Source organism: Glutamicibacter sp., assembly GCF_050701915.1.
GTDB lineage: Bacteria > Actinomycetota > Actinomycetes > Actinomycetales > Micrococcaceae > Glutamicibacter.
Genome location: NZ_JBOGEG010000028.1, coordinates 1 through 20287, shown reverse-complemented (window position 1 = coordinate 20287; position 20287 = coordinate 1). Strand labels below are relative to the sequence as shown.

The window sequence follows — 20287 nt, the reverse complement described above, 5'->3', positions numbered from 1 at the left end:
AACGAATCAGCGGGAGAGCACCTGGGCGAGCCGGTCCAATACCAGCGCGGCCTTCGGCTTCTTGGAATTTTCCGGTTTCAACGCAAAGATGGAGCGGGCCAGTCGAATCTCGGGGGCATCCACAATGCGGATGCCTTCTGGAGCATTGGCCATGGCCAGATCGGGGACCAGTGCGGCGCCGAGTCCAGAGGAAACCAGGCTCAGCGACGCATTGAAGTCATCGCAATAGGCAGCGACCTGCGGGTGGATGTTGTATGAAGAGAACAAGCGCGAAATCAAGGTGGCGTCCGAGGTTCCCGGGTGGTGGAAGATCCACGGCCATTCGGCCAGCTGGTCCACGGTCAGCTGAGCGTCTTCAGCGATAGGCCAGGATGCCGGGATCACTACGCGGAACTGGTCATCGCCCAGCCAGGTGCGTTCCAGGGATGCTGGCCACGACAGTCCGCCGGGTCCTACCTGGAAGATCAGTGCGAGGTCGAGGTCGCCGCCGGTGCCAAGGCCCGCCACTGTTTGCTGGGGTTCGCCGATCCACAGGCGCAAGTTGATACCCAAGGAGGACCAATCCGGTGCCTTGAGGATCTGCGGCAGCGCGTAGGTCGCCAGGGAAGGGAAGATGCCGAGCTTGATTTCCTCAAGGTCGGTAGCTTCGGTGGAGATGGTGGCGACGTCTGCCATGAGGGCATCGAGGTCGGTAAGCACTCGTTTGGCGTGGCGCACCATGCGCAGGGCACCTGGCGTCGGGGTGATGGAGCGTGCGCCGCGCAGGAACAGCGTAGTACCGGTGCTTCGCTCCAATGCTGTCATCTGCTGGGAGACAGCACTGGCCGTGTAGCCTAAGCGGGTTGCGGCCGTGGCAAAGGAACGATGCGCCACCACTTCGAGCAATGTGCGCAGATGAACTGGATTAATCACTTCTAAAGTCTATGGCCTTTAGCCAAAGATTTGCTTAGCCCACGGCCTAGAGTTCGTCCTCAAGGTCAACAAGCTCTGTGCTTTCCTCTTCCTCTTCATCGTCTGCGGCGAATTCGTTGTCGAGTTGGTCCTCGGTTTCCAGGTCATCGTCGTAGAGGTAATTGCGCTGTGCCAGCGGGTCGAGGTTGCGCATGGTTTCCGGCATGTCGCTTGAGCCCTCGTAAGCCTGGGAATCGCGTCCGTCATCTGGTTCGTAGATGTCGTTGCCGAACTCCGGCGCAAATTCTGTGGTGTCGAAATCCTTGGTCATTGCGTACTCCTTCGTCGAATACGAGGGATCCGCCGGAAGTCGGGGATTTACCTCGTGACTTCTCGTATCACCAGAGTAGGACGCTAATTCTGGAAACGAAAGACTTGTTTTCTGCAGTTGACAGTGAATGACTTCTCAGTGGTCATGTTCGGCATAATGCTCCAGCAGGGGAGCGGCGCGGTAGGCCAAGTGCGTATGGAGCGCGAAGGTTGTTTCCGAACGGGTGACACCCTTGATGCGCAAGATCTGGCGCAGTGCTGATTGCAGCTGGTGGGTGTCCGTGGCGATGAGCCGCACCCAGACATCGCCACGTCCGGAGGTCTCATGGATTTCCAGCACGCTGGGGATCTGGCGCAGCGCGGTGACCACGGTATCCAGATCGCGGTGGTTCACTTCCAACGTCACGAAGGCCAGGACATCGTAGCCGAGCTTGCTCAAATCGATGTCGCGGCCGCCGTCGCGAAGGATTTCGGCGCGCTGCAAGCGGCGCAGGCGCGACTGCGCTGTGTTGCGCGCAACACCGACCTCATCTGCGAGTTCAGAGATTTGGATGCGGGGATCCTTGATCAGCGAGAGCAGTACTTTCAGGTCTACATCGTCTAATCGCACTATATGCTCACTCCGGGTCATCTGCGGGGCCAAATTTTTGAACAATCTGCTCAAATCCTAGCAAGAAATATCTCTGGTTGCTTTCAATAGGCGGATATTAGTGAGTGAACGGTCTGTTGTAGTAGACAAACGCAAGCAGAACGCTCAACTAACCGGTGGGGCAGCGAGTGGCCCCACCGGTAAAAACTTTTTCTGGGCATTCTTTGTGCCCAGCTGTTCTGGGCTACTTTGATTCTGGGAGTGAACTTGTCGGTTATCAGCGAGCTGCGCATGCAGCCAATGAACCATCGCGTACTCTCCTGGAACCCGGGGCTGACCGCTCGACTGGTGATCACCGTGGCCGTCAGCTTCCTGCTGCTGGTTGGCGCCAACCTGGCCACCCCGCTGTACCCGGCACTCCAATCCGAATTGCGCCTTGGCGCCATGGGAACCACCGTGGCCTTCGCCAGCTACGTCTGCTCGCTGATGCTGTTCCTTTCCACCGTGGGGCATTGGTCGGATCATATCGGCCGCCGTGCAGCGCTGGTGATCGCAGTCGTTGTCTCCTTCGCCGGGACCCTGGTCTTCGGATCGGCCAGCAACCTGCTGGAACTGTGCCTTGGCCGTGGTTTGCAGGGGACCGGTGTCGCGCTGGCTACCGGAGCTAGCGCTGCGGCCCTGCGCGAACTGCTTCCTGCCCGGCCTGAGTGGGCTTCGCGCTTCACCCTCTTGGCCTCCTCGGGCGGTGTCGCCTTCGGGCCGGTGCTTGGCGGGCTGTTGGCTCATCTGCCTGGCGGGCGCCATACCGTGTTCATGGTGCAGGCGTTCTTGCTGCTGCTGGTCCTGATCCCATTGAGCACCTTGCAGGCTCGTCCTGCGATTGCGCTGGCTGAGCGCGGGCAACGAAGCAAGGCACTGGCCCCACGCCGCTTGGGCGTGCCCAGCTCGGCCCGTGCGCAGTTCTGGCTCGCTGCCCTCGTCGGCTTCTTGAGCTTTGCCATCTTCGGCTTCGTGCTGTCCTTGGCACCGGGCTACTTCGCCCAGGCCTTCGGCCTGGACTCGCTGTTGGTAATTGGCCTGATTGCCGGCCTTCCCTTGGGCATATCCGCGCTGTCGCAGTTGGTTGTGCGCGGTGGCAAGTCCTTGCTGCCTATTGGCCTGGGATTGATGGCAGCCTCCACCGTGGTGCTGGCAGTGGCTGCCGGGCATCGCCAGCTGGCATGGGCCGTCGTGGCATTGGTTTTCCTGGGCCTGGGCCAGGGTATTGCCTTCCGCACCGCTTTTGCTTCGGCCGTGGACGCGGTCAATGACAAGCAGCACGCCCAAACCGTGTCCACCATCTACCTGGTGACCTACCTGGGCAGCGCTGTTCCAGTCATCGCGCTGGGCTGGGCTGTTGGCGTCTTCGGGCAGCAGCAAAGCATCCTGGTATTCTCCGTCCTCTGCGCCGTGGTGGCCGCGGCGCTAGCGGCCTGGGCGCTGTCAGGACTGCGCAAAGCGCGCTAGAACCCGGCGTACTGTGGAGGTATGACTAGTCCTCTTCCAGCGCCTGCTACCAGGGGTGCAAGGTGGGCCGTGGCTGCACGCATTTACATTCCTGCACTTTGGCTCGGCCTGATTATCGGCATCTCATTCATCGAGGCGCCACTGAAATTCACCGCACCCGGAATCACCATTCCCTTGGGTCTGGGCATTGGCCGCCGCGTCTTCTTCGCCATGAACATGGTCGAGATTCTCTTCTTCATCGCGCTGGTGGCCGGGACGGCCAAGCGCGGTACCGGCAAGGCCTGGGGTTGGGGCGTAGGGGTGGTCGGCCTATTGCTGCTGATTAAAACCGTAGCGATCCGCCCGGGACTCTCTGCGCGTACCGAAGCGGTACTTGCAGGAGTCTCCGATGGCGGATCGCTATGGCACTACGCCTATATCGGCGTGGAATTCTGCTTGACCCTTGCCTTGATTGCGCTGCTGCTGATGGCAACCAGGCGCTGGATCAGAATTACTGAGCGCTAACCAGCTGGCAGGCCTCGGCGGTAATCATCACCGATTCCAGTCGAGCTTGCTCCTCGGTGGGGTAATGGATCGTGATCAGTTCATCCGCCTGCGCTGCCGAAGCGAAGTGGCGCAGGTATTCAGCTACCTGTTCCCCGGTGCCCATCGCGGTGTAGCGCATCATGTCCAGGATCTGCTGCGCCTGCGGAGTATCCATGAGCATGTCGACTTCCGCTTCGGTGAACTCCTTCTTCGCGGAGCGGCCGATGAAGCTTGCCACGCGATGGCGCTTGGCAACTTCCAGCAGTTCGTGCGCGTGTTCGGCCGATTCCGCAGCCAGGACGCCCACGCCGGCAATTACGTATGGTTCAGCCAGCTGCGCTGATGGGGTGAATTCTTCGCGGTAGACGCGGATCGCTTCATGCAGCGCTGCCGGCGCGAAATGCGAGGCAAAGGAATACGGCAGTCCCAGCTGGGCTGCGAGCTTGGCCCCGAAGAGCGAAGAGCCCAAGATGTACAGTGGAACGTTGGTTCCTGCCCCCGGGGTCGCCTGAACGGTGGGAATCCGGGATTCGCCGGCCAGGTAGGCCTGCAGTTCCAGCACATCGTGCGGGAAGGAATCGGCGGCCGACGGATCACGGCGCAAGGCGCGCAAGGTGGTCATATCGGTACCCGGGGCGCGGCCCAAGCCCAAGTCGATGCGGTCGCCGTAGATTTCGGCCAGCGTGCCGAACTGCTCGGCAATGACCAACGGGGAGTGGTTTGGCAGCATGATGCCGCCCGAACCCAGGCGAATCTTCTCGGTGTGGTGGGCTATGTGGCTGATCAGCAGCGAGGTCGCGCTGGAAGCAATGGTGGGCATATTGTGGTGTTCCGCGTACCAGACGCGTTCATACCCATGGCGTTCTGCGGTTTGCGCCAAGCGGACGGAGGACTTGAAAGAGTCGGAAATAGTTGACCCGGGTGCAACCGGAGCCAGATCCAAGATAGAAAGCTTCACACTTGGTACAACCGGTGGTATCCAGGAAGTATTCCTGTAACTTCCGCCTCAAACGCAAGGAACGGCTATCCGCAGTGCGGATAGCCGTTCCCTGGCTAAGTCTGGCGTTAGCGCCAAAGACCTTCTTTAGAGAGCGCGAATGTCTGCAGCCTGCAGACCCTTTGGACCCTCAACGACTTCGAACTCCACCTTCTGGCCCTCGTCCAGGGTGCGGAAACCCTGGGTCTGGATTGCGGAGAAGTGTGCAAAGACGTCTGGATCGCCGCTGTCTGGAGCGATGAAGCCGAAGCCCTTTTCAGCGTTGAACCACTTGACGATTCCGGTTGCCATTTTCTTATTTGGTCCTTTCAGACGTTTCTCGCCGGTTTAGTTGGCGAGCTTGGTTGTAATCTACGCACCCTCCGAATCCCAAGGATGGAATGCGAACAATGCGAAGCAGCCAAGTCATTCACTTCACGTCTAGAAGGGGCTCGCGTCAACCGAGGTGGTACGACATTCACAAACTTCTAACGGGTACTTCGCGAATTACTTTGGAACTACAATGCCTAGCCTACGTGTTTGCTGGCGACAATTGAACAACTTTTTACCAATTAATCAAAAATTTGGGAAACAGGTTCACCGAGTTCACCGAAATGCCGGTTTGATGACGCGGAACACCACTGCCGCGGCGACCAGCGACAAGAGGGCGGCAATGCCGGAAGTCAGCAGAACACCGTGGTCGAAGGCCATGGCTGCGGAGTCCACCAGTGCTTGCGCATCGGCGGCACTCAGCGTGGCAGCGACTTGGTGCGCGCCGCCCAGGGTTTCGCCGGCAGTTTGCAGCTGGGCATCGGTCAGCGAACCGGGGGCGAGCAACCTCGAGGTGTAAACCGTATTCAAGATGGTTCCCAGCACTGCGATGCCCAATACCGACCCCACCTCGTAGGCGGTTTCCGAGATCGCTGATGCCGCGCCGGCCTTGGAAGCCGGGACTGCGGCGAGCACCATGTCATTGGACAGGGTTTCGGTCATGCCGATGCCGGTGCCCAAGACGGCGAAGGCCGCCATCAGCAAGATCGGATTGGCTCCTTCTCCGGCCAAGATCACCAGAAGATAGGCAACAGCGGAGAAGACCAGGCCCAGGGCCATGATGTTCGGCGAGCCGAAGCGGCGCGATAGGCCCACCGAGATCAGGCCGAATGCCATGGTCAGCACCAGCCCCGGAGTCATCCACAAGCCAGCTAGAAGCGGGCTGAATCCCGCAATGAGCTGCAAGTGCTGGGAGACGAAATAGATGAAGCCGACCAGTGAGAATACGCCAATGAGGTTGACCATCAACGCGCCTGAGAAGGGGGCGTTGGAGAACAGGCGCACATCGAGCATCGGCTGTTCAGCCTTGAGCTGGCGGCGGACGAAAGCCGCACCGCAAGCAATGGCAAGGGCAACAGAGGCAGCCAAGAGGTACCAAGGAGCGGTAGTTGCGGTCTTGATGGCGTAGACGAAGGGCAGCAGGGTGAAGACCACCAGCAGGATCGAAAGCGGATCCACCCGGCCCGGGTTGGGGTCCTTGGATTCGGGAACCAGGATCATGCCGCCGATCAGCAGCGGCAACAGCATCGGTACGGCCATGAGGAAGACCGAACCCCACCAGAAGTGCTCCAGCAGGATGCCTCCAACAATTGGTCCCAGGACAGCGCCGCCGGAGAAGGCCGAAGCCCACACGGCGACGGCCGTACGGCGTTCGTTGTCGTCCGGGAAGATATTGCGGATAAGCGACAAGGTAGCGGGCATCAGCATGGCGCCGAAGATGCCGAGCAATGCGCGGGCGGCAACCAGTTGGGTGGCGTCGGTGGCAAAGGCCGCAATGGCCGAAACCAAGGCGAAGCCGGTTGCGCCGATCAGCAGAAGCTTGCGCCGACCGAACCGGTCGCCCAGGGAGCCCATCGGCACCAAGAGGCCGGCAAGGATCAGCGGGTAGATATCGATGATCCACAGCAGCTGGCTTCCGGTAGGGGAGAGTGCGGCGGTGATGGCCGGCACTGCGAATGACAGGACGGTGTTGTCGACTGAAATCAGCAGTACGGGGAAAAGCAGGACCGCCAAGGCCGCCCAACGGCGCGGCTTGCTGAGCACTGATGCGCGTTCGGAGATGTTTGAGGTCATGACGTTCGCCCTTGGGGTAGGAGGTGGAATGCGCGGAGGTTTGCCCGCAATTTATAACTGTACCGTCTAGACGGTATAGTTACAATTGTTGGTAAAGTCAGATCGATCACGAACTACACCTTGGAACGGAGAACTATGGCCCGCCCACCTGCTGCCCGCGGCAAAGTGCTTGACGCCTATATCGCGCTATTGTGCGAAGAAGGGGAACGGGCAGCCACGCTGGATGCCACGGCCGCACGCGCTGGAGTCTCCAAGGGCGGACTGCTCTACCACTTCGCCTCCAAGGAAGCCCTGGCCGACGCGGTCATCGAGGCTGCGGAGGAACATGTGGCCCGGGATGTGGAGGAGATGCGCACCGCAGCGGAAGGAGCATCCGTTTATTACGTGCGCACCAGCGCGGAAGTCGATACCGAATTGGATCGGCACCTGGTGGCCCTGCAGCGCCTGGCCCAGGCCGGGGTCAAAGCCGCGACGGAGAAGATCGAGAGCACCAATGAGCGCTGGTACCGGTGCATTCTGGATGAAGTCGGCAGCAAGGACATCGCGCATCTGGTGATGCTCGCCGGCGAGGGGCTCTACGCGAATCTGGCCCTGCCCGGGACATGGTACGAGCGCAATTTTGATGGCGAGCTCAATCGCTTACTAGAGTTGGTCTCGAAAATAAAAAAGTTGGGGAACCTCAACGAATAGCGAGCAGGTAGAAATCAATGAAGAACCAGAGCGTTGCTTCTCCAATCAGGGGACGAGTTGGAGCGCTGCTTGGCATCCTGCTGCTAGCCCTTTCCCTTCGCGCCGCAGTGGTATCCGTATCCCCATTGCTCTCCCGCATTGAAGCGGATATCCAGTTCACGGAGTTCACCACCGGCCTGCTGGCCATGCTCGCGCCCATTGCTTTCGCAGTATTCGGCCTGCTCACTCCGCGGCTGATCAAGGCTTTCGGCCTGGAAAAAACCCTGATGATCTCGCTGGGCTTGGCCGTCAGCGGCCAGATCGCCCGGGTCTTCATGCCCGAGGTCTACTCCTTCCTCGCCCTGTCGATCATCACCTTGGCTGGCTACGGCATGGGCAACGTGGTGCTGCCGCCATTGGTCAAGAAGTACTTCCCGGACCGTATCGGCATGGTCACCAGCGGCTATGTCACGATGCTGGCCATCGGCACCTGGATGGCCCCGCAGTTCTCCGTTCCCCTGGCCAATCTCAGCGACTGGAAGGTCTCCATTGGCTCCTGGGCTGCCCTGTCAGGCATCGTGCTGGTGCCATGGCTGGTGCAGCTGGTTGCCGACCGCGGGACGCAACGCCCGGATAACCCGGTCCACGCCAGCGGGCATCCGCAACCTATTGCCAAGATCAATCCCTGGAAGTCCAAGGTGGCATGGGGCTTGGCGATTTTCTTGGCCGGCAACTCGGCGCAGACCTACGTCTACTTCACCTGGCTTCCGCCCTACCTGCAGAACCGCGGCCTTGACGAAATGGCAGCGGGCAACATGCTGGCGCTCTTCGCGATCCTCGGCCTGCCGGTCAGCCTGCTGGTCCCGCTCTGGGTGCCGCGCCTGAAGCACCCGATCGTTGCAGTCCTGGTCTTCACCTCGTGCTGGATTGCCGGGCACCTTGGCATCTACCTGTCGCCAACGCAGAACACTGCGTTGTGGATCTGCCTGGCCGGCCTCGGCCAGGGCACCTTCGCCATTGCCTTGCTGATGATGAACCTGCGCTCGCGCACTACCTACGGTTCAGGCGTGCTCTCGGGCTTCGCCCAGGGCCTGGGCTATGCCGGTGCCGCGGTGGTTCCCATGCTTTTTGGCGTGGTGCAGAAAGCCACCGATTCATGGGGTGCGGCGTTCTCCATGCTGGGCGCCTGCGTCATCGTGATGCTGGTCGGTGCGATCATCATCAACCCGCCGCGCACCATCGAAGATGATTCGCCAAGCACCGAAGACCTGGGCAAGCTCGAGCGCATCGACTAGAAGTGGCGCTGCGGACCCTCGTTGGACGGTGGCGTGGGGTGGGCACGATGCCAATGGCCCGCGGCCAACGGGACCGACCAGCCGAAGCGGATGGAAGCCACGCGGATGGCAAAAGCCAAGGCGGCGATGCCGGCACCCACCAGAGCGTTCATCAGCTCCAGGTGCCACACCACGGCGGTGAGCGCCGCACCCACCATGGCGGCCAACGCGTAGATATCGCGCGGATTGAACAGATCCGGGGTGACGTTGGAAATGACATCGCGCATCAAGCCACCGCCCACGCTGGTGATGACGCCAAGCAGGACCGCGGTGACCGGATTGAACTCGTTTTCCAGCGCCTTGAGCGTGCCGGTGACACAGAACAGGCCCAGCCCTGCCGCGTCGAACAGCTGGACCAGGCGGTGCAGCTTCTGTACCGCGGGGGTAAACGCGTAGACGCAAAGAGCCGCGAGCACCGGGGGCACAAAGTAGATCGGATGCGCGAAAGTCGCCGGTGATTGATTGAGAATCAAATCCCTAACCACTCCGCCGCCCAGGCCGCAGACCCCGCCAAGGAAGGCCGAACCGAGCAGATCGAAGCCACGGCGCGCGGCCATCAATGAACCAGCGACGGCGAAGAAGAAAATGCCAATGAGCTCGATCAGGATGTACATTCCAGGGCCTTTTGCAGGTCAATCAGTGGGACAAGGCTCAATTATTGCTCACCGGTGATCTCAGCCAAGAATCTTGGCGAGCTTGACCAAGGTGTTGTGGTTCCGGGTCGTCACAATGCGTTGCTTTGCCTGTGCGGCCATGAGCTTCCCGATCGGATTCGTGGTGCTCTCGCCCTTGCGGACAATCCACGCCACGGCACGGCCCTGGACCAGATAGGCTCCGGGCTGCGCAAGTCCCTGGATAGCAGCGCCCAACGCTTGTGCATCCTCTTCCGATTCGCAGAGCGTGAAGTAGCCATGGTGGTCGCTGGACGGGTCAGGCAAGGGCAGCGGGAAGGGCTGGGACAGCCGCTGGATCTCCGCGGCGGTGTAGACAAGCGCGGGAATCGGCCGCCGGTAGTGCCCGGCCAGAACTGCATTGCATTGTTCCTGGACTGCCAGCGGATCAGAACTCCGTGCGCTGAGCACGGCATTGCCGCTGGCCAAAAGGGTTTTCACGTCGGTGAAACCAGCATCGAGAAGCAGCTGGGCCAAGTCCTTCATCAGAACCTTGACCCCGCCGACATTCACACCACGCAGGAATACGGCATATCTGGTCATGGATCAATCCAAGCGCATCGGATTGATGCTTGTCGAGGGTCGTTATGAATCATAAAGATCGCTAGGATCAAGAATATGCCTACGCACTTACCCTTCGGATCATGGCCATCATCGATTTCCGCGCATGACGTCGCAGCCGGAACCAAACCACTGGGCGGCGCCTGCTTCTTTTCAGGCGGGCTCATTGTCCAAGAAGGCCGTCCTGCCGAAGGCGGGCGCATCACGCTCATGGAATACGGCACCGACGGCACTGCCGGTGCAGAGCTCATCCAGGCACCATTCAACGTGCGCTCCCGGGTCCACGAATACGGTGGCTCCAGCTGGATGCTCATCGAAGGCAGCACCCCGGCTATTGTCTTTGCGAACTTCGCTGACCAGCGGGTTTACCGGCAAACCGTAGGCGAGCACGACGCTACGGCCCTGACCCCGGCCAGCGGAGCCGATGCAGACCCGCAGCTGCGCTTCGCAGAATTCACCCCGGGGCCAGAAGGCACCATCTTGGCCATCATGGAAGACCTGCGGGCAGAACCGGTACGCCACATCGTGCAGATCCCCTTGGACGGCAGCGCAGCCGAGGTCCTGGGCAAGATCCGCGTCCTCAGCGCCCCGGCACGATTCGTCGCAGCGCCACGCCTGAGCCCCGCGGGTACCCGGCTGTCCTGGATCAGCTGGGAGCATCCGAATATGCCGTGGGACTCCACCGAGCTGCACCTGGCTGACTTCACCGAAGACGGCGTACTCCAGGACACTGTCATTGCCGGTGGAGCAGAAGTCTCGGTCATGCAACCAGAATGGCTCGATGACGACCAGCTGGCCTTCATCTCCGATGCCAGCGGCTGGTGGAATCCCTACCTCTACCAAGACAGCTCTGCACGCACCACCCGGTTAGTTGACCGTGCCGCAGAATTCGCCGGCCCGCTATGGCAGGTAGGCACCGGATGGTACCTGGCAGAAAGCGCCCGAACCATGCTGTGCTCCTACGGCACCGGCACCACCAAGCTGGCACGCCTGCACGCGGACACCGGGGGACTGGAAGACATCGCGCTGCCATTCACCCGCATCCGCCCTTTCGCACTGCGTGATGGGTGGCTGCTTGCTGGCACGTCGTCAATGACCCAGGGCGAAGAAATTACCTTGATCGACCTCGACACCCTGGAACACCACCCGGTGACCCGTGCGATTGCGCAGCTGCCAGATCCGGCGGTGCTTCCAGACGTGGAAGAATTCGAGTGCAAGAACCTCGCCGGCCAGTCCGTCCATGCGTTGCTCTACCGGCCTTCCCAGGAAGGCTACGCAGGGATGGCGGGCGAACTGCCGCCATTTGTCACCTTTGTGCACGGCGGTCCAACCAGCCAGGCCTCGCCTACGCTCAGTGCCACGGTTGCCTATTACACCTCACGCGGAATCGGCGTAGTCGACGTGAACTATGGCGGCTCCACCGGTTATGGCCGTGAATACCGCAACCGCCTGCGTGGCTCCTGGGGCGTAGTCGATGTGGCCGATACCGTCGCCGTGGTCAACGCGCTGGTAGCGCAGGGCATTGCCGACCCCGCACGCATCGGCATCGAAGGAGGCAGCGCCGGCGGGTGGACCGTGCTGTGCGCGCTGACCTTCTCCAATGCCTTCACCGCGGGCATCAGCCGCTACGGTGTTTCGGATCTGGTGGGCCTGGTGCAGGACACCCACGACTTCGAATCGCAGTACATGTTCTCGTTGGTGGGACCCTACCCGGAAGCTGCTGATCTATATGAGAAGCGTGCGCCAATCAACCATGTGGCGAAGATTTCCTGCCCCGTATTGCTGTTGCAGGGGGATGAAGACAAGGTGGTGCCACCAGCGCAGTCGCAGATGGTCGCAGATGCGCTGGCCGAACGCGGCATTGCCCATGCCTACATCCTCTTTGAAGGAGAACAGCACGGTTTCAGAAAGTCGGAAAACATCATCAAGGCGTTGGAAAGCTCCTTGGCTTTCTACGCGCAGATCTTCGGATTCCAGACGGACGTTCCGGCGATCGTGCTGTCCTAGGAAAGATCTGAGCCGGACTCCGGGGCCTGCCAGGAATCCCGCAAGCGATCCATTTCGCGGCGGTCTTTCTTGGTGGGCCGGCCGGCACCGCGTTCGCGAATCGGGACCTGGGGGATGACCAGGCGTTCGCGCGGCGGGGTGTGGTCGATATAGCATTTTGCGGCAACTGGCGCGCCAACACGCTTGGAGATCAGCCCGCTGACTTCGAGATCGCGGTCGAAACCGTCTTTGCGCACACGGATGCGATCACCGGAAACAACGGTTTGCGAAGCCTTCACCGGATCGCCGTTCAAGCGAACATGTCCAGCACGGCAGGCAGTAGTCGCGGAGGAACGAGTCTTGTAGATACGCACCGACCACAGCCACGCATCGAGACGTACTTTGCCGCTTCTTGGAATTTCGACCATGGGAAAAGTCTAGATCAGCGGATGGTTGGTGCCGCTGAAGCTGCTAGTTCGAAATTGTAGCTTCGTCGCAAATCTCAACCAGGCGCTGCTGCAATGCTTCCGGTGCCTGGTCTCCTGAATTAGCCAGTTCCTGGAGCACGTCAACCAGGTCCTGCGGCAGGCCACCGCCTTGGACTGATTTCACAATGGAGGAGAGGACGCGAAGTTCGCTGGCGTCAATGGTGCCGTCCTGGACCGGTGCGCATGCCTGGCGCACGATTTCCTTGGACGCTGCATCGGTAAGCTGGTTGGCCGCGTCTGCAGCAGTATCTTCAACGAATGCGCATCCGGTGCTCAATAGCGCCATAGACGAGATAGCAATTAGCGCTGCTACCTTTCGAACTTTCTCAATCCCCATAACAATAAATCATAGCCATGGAGATTGAGTTTCTGCTGAATGCCAACCGAGTCGATCATCTGAAGATCGGATGGCATGATGCACAATGGATCGGTGACTAGCGAGCAGAAGAACACCGCAAATGACAGCGCGACCAGGCAGCGAATCATCGCCCAGCTGGCCCATGAACTCTCCGATGAGTCCGCCGTAGCCCCCTGGCAAATCAAGGCAGCTATCGAGCTCTTGGACTCCGGATCAACGGTTCCCTTTATTGCCCGTTACCGCAAGGAAGTTACCGGCATGCTCAGCGACAGCCAGCTGCGCCTGCTCGAAGAACGGCTGCGCTACCTGCGTGAATTGGAAGACCGCCGTGCAGCTGTACTTGAAGCCATCGCCGAAGCCGGCAAGCTGACCGACCAGCTTGCCGAAGCGATTCGCGCCGCCACCACCAAGGCGGAACTCGAAGACCTGTACCTGCCATTCAAATCCAAGCGCCGTACCAAGGCCCAGATTGCCCGGGAGGCAGGCCTGGAACCTTTGGCTGATCTGCTGCTCGCGGACCCAATGACGGATCCGGTGCAGGCGGCGGCCGGGTACCTGAATGCCGACGCCGGATTTGCCACCGACGCAGATGTGCTCTCCGGAGCGCGTTCCATCGTGACCGAGCGCGTATCCCAGGATGTCGTTCTCGCCGGCGAACTGCGCGAACGCCTGTGGAACACCGGAAAGATCGGTGCCAGCGTCGCTTCGGGCGCCACCGCAGAAGGCCAGAGGAAATACTCCGATTACCTGGACTACGTGGCAGCGCTTGATCACTTGCCATCGCACCGGGTTCTGGCACTGCTGCGCGGTGAACGTGAAGGGGTGCTCAATCTGCAGCTCGCGGAAGCTGATCCACGGGACGAACAGGCCTTGGACGAAGCCCGCAGCGCTTACGAGAACGCTATTGCCGCATCCTTGGGACTGAACGTTCCAACCGGTGCGCCTGCTGCCAAATGGATTGCGCAGACCGTGCGTCTGGCGTGGAAAGCCCGCCTGCTGACCCGCTTTGAATCCGACCTGCGCTCACGCCTGTTCGAAGCCGCGGAAGATGAATCGGTGAAGATTTTCGCGGCGAACCTGCGCGATGTCTTGCTGGCCGCGCCGGCCGGCAACAAGGCCGTGCTGGGCTTGGACCCGGGTCTGCGCACCGGTGTGAAGGTTGCAGTGGTGGACCTGACCGGCCAATCGGTGGAAACAGCAACGATCTATCCACATGCACCAGCCAATAAGTGGAATGAATCCATTGCGGTGCTGGCCAAGCTGGCCCAGAAGCATGGCACGACGCTGATTGCGGTAGGCAATGGCACGGCGGGGCGCGAAACAGACCGCCTGGCGGCCGAAGTCATCAAGGTGCTTGGCGGCGAGGGCGTTAGCAAGGTCATCGTCTCGGAAGCAGGCGCTTCGGTGTACTCGGCCTCCGAGCTGGCCAGCCAGGAATTGCCGGACATGGATGTGTCGCTGCGCGGCGCGGTCTCGATCGCCCGCCGCTTGCAGGACCCGCTGGCCGAGCTGGTGAAGATCGATCCGAAGTCCATTGGCGTGGGCCAATACCAGCACGACGTCACTGCCTCGAAGCTGGACCGCGCACTGGATGCGGTGGTCGAGGACTGCGTGAATGCCGTCGGCGTCGACGTGAATACCGCGTCGCCTGCCTTGCTGGCCCGTGTGGCCGGCGTGGGACCGCTGCTCAGCCGCAATATCGTGGATCACCGTAACGCCAACGGCCCTTTCGCTACCCGCAAGGACCTGCTGAAGGTGCCGCGCCTGGGAGCCAAGGCCTTTGAACAGTGCGCAGGCTTCCTGCGCATTACTGGTGGCAAAGAGCGGCTCGATGCTTCCTCGGTGCACCCCGAAGCCTACGTTCTGGCCAAGACCCTGCAGTCCAGCGCCGAAGCGCAGGGCCGCCGGCTTGAAGAGCTGAACCCGCAGGATTTCGCCACGGACCAGTTTGGCGAGCCAACCATTCGCGACGTGATTGCCGAGTTGCGCCGTCCTGCCCGCGACCCCCGTGGCGAATTCGTGACGGCCACGCTCAAGGAAGGCGTCGAGACCATTAAGGACGTCAAGCCGGGGATGATCATGGAAGGCACCGTCTCCAACGTTGCCGCCTTCGGCGCATTCGTGGATCTGGGCGTTCACCAGGACGGCCTGATTCATGTCTCGGCCATGAGCACCAAGTTCATTTCTGATCCTCGTGAAGTGGTCAGTTCTGGCCAGATTGTCAAGGTCAAGGTGCTGGAAGTGGATACCGTGCGCAAGCGCATCTCGCTGACCCTGCGCCTGGATGATGAGCTGCCAGTTGCCGGCGAGGAGTCCAAGAACTCCGGGCCACGCGAACGCAAGGGACCGGGAGCGGGCCGTTCGGCGCGCTCGGGCCAGAACCGCAATGGGCAGAATCGCAAGGCCCAGCCCGCGCAGGGCAAGCCAGGTGCACCGGGTAACACCGCAATGGCTGAGGCACTGCGCAGAGCAGGGCTGGGTAAGTAGATTAGGAGCGTATCGGCGTGCCTAACTTAGGTTAGTATCGGCTACGTTAACTTGATCCCAACTAGGGATGATTCCCTAATTCCGGTTTGACTAAGTGAGTCCGAACTTCGGTGACAAGGTGGGGAAACAGGTTTAGTCTGATGACATGGAACTTACAGGAAAACTGGCAGAAGCCTTCAGCACCCAGGTAACTCTCGAACTAACCGCAGCAACGGTTTACCGTCAGCTGGCAGTTGAAATGGACGTATTGAGCCTTCCAGGCATTGCTGGCTGGTTCCGTGCCCAGGCCGGCGAGGAAATCGTGCACGCGGAAAAGTTCATGACCCACATGACCGACCGCTCGGCCCACCCGAAGATTGGCGAGCAGCCTGCACCGACTGTGAACGTGAACAGCGTTGCAGATGCCTTCGCAGCTTCCTTGGCCCACGAGCAGAAGGTCTCCGGAGCAATCCGTGAGCTGTACCGTTTGGCGCAGACCGAGGGGGACATTGACTCCCTGCCGCTGCTGCACTGGTTCATCGATGAGCAGGTCGAAGAGGAAGCCACCGTTGGTGAAATCCTGGACCGCGTCAGGATGATCGGCAACGATGGAAGCGGTCTGCTGCGGCTGGATGCAGAGCTCGGCTCGCGTTCTTCCGCATCCTAATAGGCTGCGAAGCACGCATCTTCTAAAAATGGAATAAACTTAGGGAAGCAACCGGTGGTTGCTTCCCTAAGTTTTTTCATTTGAGGTGGTTGTGAACCAGGTGGGCTATCCACATCAGTCGGCTCGGACGTCGTCCGTTACCAATACCCACCGGACGACTGCCTCGCTCAAGCTACGCAAGGGCGCCGGCCGCCACTACGTAGTGCAGAGCCATTTGGAGCAGGGCACAGAGCTGGTATTGATTGAGGTCAAGGGCTCGTGGGCGCATGTTCTCGTGCACCAAATCTACGGTTGGCTGCCGAATATCTATCTTGAAGCGATCCCGGCGGTCTTTGACGAGCCGGTAGTTGCCGAAGAGGATGACGAGCTGGCCGAGCCAGTTCTTTCACGCTATTCATTGATCGAAGCCACCCATGTTACGACCGCAACGTTGAATCTGCGCAAGGGCAGTGGCACCGGGTATCCGGTGCTCAAGGTCATTGACCAGGGGTCCAAGGTCCGCTCGATGCTTCAGCAAGGACTGTGGTCCCAGGTGCAGTGCGGCAAATTGCTGGGCTGGGTTCCAAGCATGTACTTGCAGGAGATCCCCTCCCGTCCAGCCAAGGGCGGGCTGATCGCCGTTCCCAACCAGCGGGCACTGACCACCATCGGCCTGAACGCGAGACGCGGTCCTGGCGACCACTACTCGCTGGTGCGGATTCTTCCAGCGGATACGGCAGTTATCATCGTGGCCCGTCAGGGCGCGTGGCGGCAGATTGACCGCGATGGCGAGGAAATGTGGATCCCTGCCAGCCAGCTTCGTACGGTGTACTAGCGGGCAGGGCACTTCCGCTAGGCGATCTGCAGATCCGCCGAGGAGACCAAACCGGATTCCGTAGCGACTACTGCAAGCTGCACTCGATTGGTGACACCCAGTTCTTCCATGATGCGCGCCAAATGGAGCTTTACCGAGCCCTCGGAGATGTGCGCGATGCGGGCAATCTGAGAATTGGTGAGCCCGGCCGCAACCAGGCGCACCAAGCCGCGATCGCGCTCGCTGAGCTTGCGCACGACGGATTGCTGTCCCGAGCGGCGCACGATTCTCGCGGTCGATTCCCAGCCGTCCAGTGGCTGGGCAAAAAGTTGGTAGCCTGCAGCAAGCATGCGCAAGGCGCTGGGCAGTTCTGAGCTGATGGAGCTTTTCGAGATCAGTCCTGAGCTACCAGCATCGTAGGCCTTGGAGATATCGTCCCGCTGGTAGCGGGTAGCCAACACCACGATCTTGGTATTCGGTGCACTTTCGGAGATTTCCCGAATCGAGCAATACAGGTCGGTCCCGTTCAGCGATGATTCCAGGATGACGATGTCCGGCTTCAATTCGGTCGCAGCTTGAACAGCCTCGGACATGCAATCCGAAACATGCTCGATCACCAAGTCGTTGGCCTCGGCTAGGACGCCAGCAATCCCGGCCCGTGAAAAATGGTCACTATCGGCCAGATGAATACGGATATGCGACATACAAGAATCCTCAGTTCCTAAAAACCACAGTTATCCCGGGCAAGCCTTTTCAACACATCCCGATGTGAGGCGAGCTAGCAGGTGAATCACAGTCTATGGCCAACTAGCCTAATTCCTTGGCTTGACAGATAGCATTACAAGGCTGTTGTCATAATGTTACTTTACTGTTCAGGTAAATTTTCAGGTCAGAACCTGAAAGTAGATTAGTTCCTCCAATGGCAAGAACTTAAATTACTGGTCAGTATTACCTGAAAGCCAACGTTTTTGGCCGCCTGGCTAAGAAGTTTGACCTGAGTATACAAAGAAATGGCTGAAAGAAACCTGTGAGTCGGGGTTCATCCAGCATAGGGTCAAATAGGAGCTCTTTGGAGTTCCCTAGATCATTCTCAACATTTGGAGGACAAGTGGTGCAAGAAATCAATTTGCCACCTAAGAATGGCAAGAAACCGCGTGCCGCACGCCGCGTTCTTGCAGGTGCAGTCGTTGCAAGCCTTTTCGTGGCTCCTACCGTAACTGCCGCTTTTGCGGCTCCTGATGATCTGTCGGAAGCATTCGGCAAGGTCATTAACGTCGACGGCCTGACCCTAGACGTGGCCGATGCTGGTTACTCCTACTCAGCAAACCCAAGTTCGCCTGCAGCTCAGGAGAACCCGCTGAACCTTGAATTGCTAAACGGATCACTAGGTATCGATCTGGGTTCCCTTAGCCTGCCAGTCATCGGCGATGATGGAACTGGCCTCATTCAGTTGGGACAGGCCGGCGCATTGTCCTCGTACGCAATCGCGGACACCGCTACCCACGCCAAGGCTTCTGCCGGCGTCTTGGGCGGCGACGGTGCCTTGGCCGTTGACGGCAATACCGCAGAACTAGCTTCGATCGACCTGACCAAGCTGTTCGACCAGGTTGGTGTAGCCGGCTTGACTAATGAAGTCCTCGATGTTGCTGAGCTCCAGTTGGGCGCACTTGGCTCCACCACCGAGCGCACCGATGGCGCTGATCCTACTCACGAATACAAGATCGCTTCCGCGACTGTAGACCTGCATAGCCCGTTGGTTTCCCAGCTGAGTGCAGACCTGACCACCACTACTACCGCTCTCGGTACTGCGCTGGACGGGATTGTTGGCGACGGTGGCCTGACCGATACGATCAGCAGCTCGCTGAACGCTGTCAATGTAAATCTGCTCCTTGCAGAGATTGGCCTGTCGAACTCCAACCTGGTTGTCAACGGCTTGGATGACGTAACCGGCACCCTGAGCACCGTACTTGCTCAGGAACTGGTTTCCGACACCGGTGCAGTTTCCCTGAACTTGGGCGAAGGCACCGTCAACATTGATCTGTCCAAGATCATTGAAGGTGGCCTGAACGACCAGCCTGCAAACACTCCGTTGCTGGACGACGCAACCGCAGCACTCATTACCGCTGAACTGACCGGATTGCTGGACGAAGTCACCACCAACCTGACTGATGCAGTCAACGAGATCCTTGCTGAAGCGAGCTTCACCCTGACCGCAGATGTCAACGCAGAAGTAGTGCTGCTTGGTGACCTTGTCGACGGCGGCGTCAATATCAGTGGCTCATTGAGCGACCTGCTCAACGGCAATACTGAGGCCTTCACTCTTGCAAATGACCTGACTCTCCTGCCAGGTCTCGGCGATGGTATCAACGTTGGATCGCTGCTCGACAGCGTTCTTGAACTGGTTCTTGGCGTGACCGGCCCAGCTTTCCAGGGAGTGAACGCACTGCTTGATGGCTACCCAGAAGGCATCCAAGCACTGGTCACTGAAGTCGTCGCACCAGTAGTCAATGGTGCAGTCGAGCCACTTCTTGAAGAGGTTCTGGAAATCACCCTCAACGAACAGGGAACCGTGGCTTCGACTGAAGTGACTGTTCCTGCTACGACTGCCAACGTTGCTGCTCCGGCTGCTGCGCAGGTTGTAGATCCAGCTGTAGACGGTGAACTGAACTACGTAACCGCTCTCGCAATCGATGTTCTGCCGGTTCTTGGTGCAGCAGCTGTCGGAGTTGACCTCGGTACTTCGGCCGTTCGCGCACAGGCTGAATACGCAGACGTTATCATTACCAGCCCGACAGAAACTGATACCTTTACCGACGGCGACGATGTTCCTGTAACCGGTACTGGCGAACCAGGTACCACGGTTGAAGTTTCGCTCGATGGCGAGAACACCCAGACCGTGACTGTGGATGAGAATGGCAACTGGACCGCTACGTTCCCAGCCGTTCCTGAGGGCGAGCACACCATCACCGCAACCGATGGTGTTACCAGCGACGAAGTAACCATCACCGTTGGTCCTGCCGATGCAACCGCTGACGCCGAGGCTGATGCGACTGCCGATGCAACCGCTGACGCCGAGGCTGATGCGACCGCTGATGCGACTGCTGATGCAACCGCCGATGCGACTGCCGATGCGACTGCTGATGCGACTGCCGATGCGACTGCCGATGCGACTGCTGATGCAACCGCCGATGCGACTGCCGATGCGACTGCCGATGCAACCGCCGATGCGACTGCCGATGCAACCGCTGACGCGACTGCCGATGCAACCGCTGACGCGACTGCCGATGCAACCGCTGACGCGACTGCCGATGCAACCGCTGACGCGACTGCCGATGCAACCGCTGACGCGACTG

At 59.9% G+C, this 20287-nt stretch carries 20 protein-coding genes; 9 read left to right on the top strand and 11 right to left on the bottom strand.

What is annotated here, in order from left to right; genetic code table 11:
- Window positions 1–6: 6 nt before the first annotated feature.
- The 3 genes from ACRDT3_RS14560 to ACRDT3_RS14550 form a co-directional block, all read right to left on the bottom strand.
- Complete coding sequence (locus ACRDT3_RS14560; protein ID WP_105658862.1) at window positions 7–912, bottom strand: LysR family transcriptional regulator; 906 nt, start codon at window positions 910–912, stop codon at window positions 7–9.
- 46 nt (window positions 913–958) lie between these two features.
- Window positions 959–1222 carry a hypothetical protein gene (locus tag ACRDT3_RS14555; protein WP_431493654.1) on the bottom strand — a complete coding sequence of 88 codons (264 nt, stop codon included), beginning with the start codon at window positions 1220–1222 and terminating at the stop codon, window positions 959–961.
- Window positions 1223–1357: 135 nt separating this feature from the next.
- Window positions 1358–1852, bottom strand: a complete 495-nt coding sequence (locus tag ACRDT3_RS14550) for an Lrp/AsnC family transcriptional regulator (protein WP_431493677.1) — start codon at window positions 1850–1852, stop codon at window positions 1358–1360.
- A gap of 219 nt (window positions 1853–2071) precedes the next feature.
- On the opposite strand from ACRDT3_RS14550, the gene ACRDT3_RS14545 reads away from it, so the two are divergent.
- Window positions 2072–3316: an MFS transporter gene (locus ACRDT3_RS14545; RefSeq protein ID WP_431493653.1), complete on the top strand. Its 1245-nt coding sequence runs from the start codon at window positions 2072–2074 to the stop codon at window positions 3314–3316.
- 69 nt (window positions 3317–3385) lie between these two features.
- A complete protein-coding gene (locus ACRDT3_RS14540) occupies window positions 3386–3820 on the top strand; it encodes a hypothetical protein (protein WP_431493652.1) in 435 nt (144 codons plus the stop codon).
- Here the strand turns inward: ACRDT3_RS14540 and ACRDT3_RS14535 are convergent.
- From ACRDT3_RS14535 to ACRDT3_RS14525, 3 genes are all read right to left on the bottom strand, one after another.
- Complete coding sequence (locus ACRDT3_RS14535) at window positions 3807–4799, bottom strand: LLM class flavin-dependent oxidoreductase (RefSeq protein WP_431493651.1); 993 nt, start codon at window positions 4797–4799, stop codon at window positions 3807–3809. The two genes, ACRDT3_RS14540 and ACRDT3_RS14535, sit on opposite strands and share 14 nt — an antisense overlap.
- A gap of 126 nt (window positions 4800–4925) precedes the next feature.
- Window positions 4926–5129, bottom strand: coding sequence for a cold-shock protein (locus ACRDT3_RS14530; protein WP_013349999.1), 204 nt, complete (start codon window positions 5127–5129; stop codon window positions 4926–4928).
- Window positions 5130–5423: 294 nt separating this feature from the next.
- Complete coding sequence (locus ACRDT3_RS14525; protein ID WP_431493650.1) at window positions 5424–6941, bottom strand: MFS transporter; 1518 nt, start codon at window positions 6939–6941, stop codon at window positions 5424–5426.
- Window positions 6942–7076: 135 nt separating this feature from the next.
- Between ACRDT3_RS14525 and ACRDT3_RS14520 the strand changes: the two genes are divergently transcribed.
- Together ACRDT3_RS14520 and ACRDT3_RS14515 are read left to right on the top strand one after the other, a co-directional pair.
- On the top strand, window positions 7077–7631 hold the full coding sequence (locus tag ACRDT3_RS14520; protein ID WP_431493649.1) for a TetR/AcrR family transcriptional regulator: 555 nt from the start codon (window positions 7077–7079) through the stop codon (window positions 7629–7631).
- Between the two features lie 17 nt (window positions 7632–7648).
- Window positions 7649–8905 (top strand): CynX/NimT family MFS transporter, encoded by a 1257-nt coding sequence (locus ACRDT3_RS14515; protein WP_431493648.1) that lies wholly within the window; start codon window positions 7649–7651, stop codon window positions 8903–8905.
- Here ACRDT3_RS14515 and ACRDT3_RS14510 read toward each other — a convergent pair.
- Together ACRDT3_RS14510 and ACRDT3_RS14505 are read right to left on the bottom strand one after the other, a co-directional pair.
- Entirely contained in the window at window positions 8902–9558 is a 657-nt protein-coding gene (locus ACRDT3_RS14510) for a trimeric intracellular cation channel family protein (protein ID WP_431493647.1), read from the bottom strand. The genes ACRDT3_RS14515 and ACRDT3_RS14510 overlap by 4 nt on opposite strands.
- 60 nt (window positions 9559–9618) lie before the next feature.
- Window positions 9619–10158: a DUF1697 domain-containing protein gene (locus tag ACRDT3_RS14505; RefSeq protein ID WP_431493646.1), complete on the bottom strand. Its 540-nt coding sequence runs from the start codon at window positions 10156–10158 to the stop codon at window positions 9619–9621.
- 75 nt (window positions 10159–10233) lie between these two features.
- Between ACRDT3_RS14505 and ACRDT3_RS14500 the strand changes: the two genes are divergently transcribed.
- Window positions 10234–12183: a prolyl oligopeptidase family serine peptidase gene (locus ACRDT3_RS14500; protein WP_431493645.1), complete on the top strand. Its 1950-nt coding sequence runs from the start codon at window positions 10234–10236 to the stop codon at window positions 12181–12183.
- Here ACRDT3_RS14500 and ACRDT3_RS14495 read toward each other — a convergent pair.
- Both ACRDT3_RS14495 and ACRDT3_RS14490 read right to left on the bottom strand, forming a co-directional pair.
- Window positions 12180–12590 carry an RNA-binding S4 domain-containing protein gene (locus ACRDT3_RS14495; RefSeq protein WP_431493644.1) on the bottom strand — a complete coding sequence of 137 codons (411 nt, stop codon included), beginning with the start codon at window positions 12588–12590 and terminating at the stop codon, window positions 12180–12182. The genes ACRDT3_RS14500 and ACRDT3_RS14495 overlap by 4 nt on opposite strands.
- Window positions 12591–12633: 43 nt before the next feature.
- Window positions 12634–12936, bottom strand: coding sequence for a hypothetical protein (locus ACRDT3_RS14490; RefSeq protein WP_431493643.1), 303 nt, complete (start codon window positions 12934–12936; stop codon window positions 12634–12636).
- A gap of 126 nt (window positions 12937–13062) precedes the next feature.
- Here ACRDT3_RS14490 and ACRDT3_RS14485 point away from each other — a divergent pair, with 126 nt between their 5' ends.
- From ACRDT3_RS14485 to ACRDT3_RS14475, 3 genes are all read left to right on the top strand, one after another.
- The gene (locus ACRDT3_RS14485) at window positions 13063–15495 is read left to right on the top strand and encodes a Tex family protein (protein ID WP_431493642.1); all 2433 of its coding nucleotides are present in this window, start codon (window positions 13063–13065) and stop codon (window positions 15493–15495) included.
- Between the two features lie 145 nt (window positions 15496–15640).
- On the top strand, window positions 15641–16141 hold the full coding sequence (locus ACRDT3_RS14480) for a ferritin (RefSeq protein WP_133834868.1): 501 nt from the start codon (window positions 15641–15643) through the stop codon (window positions 16139–16141).
- Between the two features lie 100 nt (window positions 16142–16241).
- The gene (locus tag ACRDT3_RS14475) at window positions 16242–16955 is read left to right on the top strand and encodes an SH3 domain-containing protein (RefSeq protein ID WP_431493641.1); all 714 of its coding nucleotides are present in this window, start codon (window positions 16242–16244) and stop codon (window positions 16953–16955) included.
- Window positions 16956–16972: 17 nt separating this feature from the next.
- Here the strand turns inward: ACRDT3_RS14475 and ACRDT3_RS14470 are convergent, their stop codons facing one another.
- On the bottom strand, window positions 16973–17638 hold the full coding sequence (locus ACRDT3_RS14470) for a response regulator transcription factor (protein ID WP_431493640.1): 666 nt from the start codon (window positions 17636–17638) through the stop codon (window positions 16973–16975).
- A 422-nt stretch (window positions 17639–18060) separates the two neighbouring features.
- Between ACRDT3_RS14470 and ACRDT3_RS14465 the strand changes: the two genes are divergently transcribed.
- Window positions 18061–20287 (top strand): choice-of-anchor G family protein (locus ACRDT3_RS14465; protein ID WP_431493639.1); only part of this gene is annotated, 2227 nt, incomplete at its 3' end.

What these genes read in the sequence shown, in the direction of transcription:
- ACRDT3_RS14555 (WP_431493654.1), bottom strand. Translation starts at nt 1,222, where the DNA reads ATGACCAAGGATTTCGACACCACAGAATTTGCGCCGGAGTTCGGCAAC.
- ACRDT3_RS14550 (WP_431493677.1), bottom strand. Translation starts at nt 1,852, where the DNA reads ATGACCCGGAGTGAGCATATAGTGCGATTAGACGATGTAGACCTGAAA.
- ACRDT3_RS14530 (WP_013349999.1), bottom strand. Translation starts at nt 5,129, where the DNA reads ATGGCAACCGGAATCGTCAAGTGGTTCAACGCTGAAAAGGGCTTCGGC.
- ACRDT3_RS14525 (WP_431493650.1), bottom strand. Translation starts at nt 6,941, where the DNA reads ATGACCTCAAACATCTCCGAACGCGCATCAGTGCTCAGCAAGCCGCGC.
- ACRDT3_RS14520 (WP_431493649.1), top strand. Translation starts at nt 7,077, where the DNA reads ATGGCCCGCCCACCTGCTGCCCGCGGCAAAGTGCTTGACGCCTATATC.
- ACRDT3_RS14515 (WP_431493648.1), top strand. Translation starts at nt 7,649, where the DNA reads ATGAAGAACCAGAGCGTTGCTTCTCCAATCAGGGGACGAGTTGGAGCG.
- ACRDT3_RS14510 (WP_431493647.1), bottom strand. Translation starts at nt 9,558, where the DNA reads ATGTACATCCTGATCGAGCTCATTGGCATTTTCTTCTTCGCCGTCGCT.
- ACRDT3_RS14505 (WP_431493646.1), bottom strand. Translation starts at nt 10,158, where the DNA reads ATGACCAGATATGCCGTATTCCTGCGTGGTGTGAATGTCGGCGGGGTC.
- ACRDT3_RS14500 (WP_431493645.1), top strand. Translation starts at nt 10,234, where the DNA reads ATGCCTACGCACTTACCCTTCGGATCATGGCCATCATCGATTTCCGCG.
- ACRDT3_RS14495 (WP_431493644.1), bottom strand. Translation starts at nt 12,590, where the DNA reads ATGGTCGAAATTCCAAGAAGCGGCAAAGTACGTCTCGATGCGTGGCTG.
- ACRDT3_RS14490 (WP_431493643.1), bottom strand. Translation starts at nt 12,936, where the DNA reads ATGGCGCTATTGAGCACCGGATGCGCATTCGTTGAAGATACTGCTGCA.
- ACRDT3_RS14485 (WP_431493642.1), top strand. Translation starts at nt 13,063, where the DNA reads ATGATGCACAATGGATCGGTGACTAGCGAGCAGAAGAACACCGCAAAT.
- ACRDT3_RS14480 (WP_133834868.1), top strand. Translation starts at nt 15,641, where the DNA reads ATGGAACTTACAGGAAAACTGGCAGAAGCCTTCAGCACCCAGGTAACT.
- ACRDT3_RS14470 (WP_431493640.1), bottom strand. Translation starts at nt 17,638, where the DNA reads ATGTCGCATATCCGTATTCATCTGGCCGATAGTGACCATTTTTCACGG.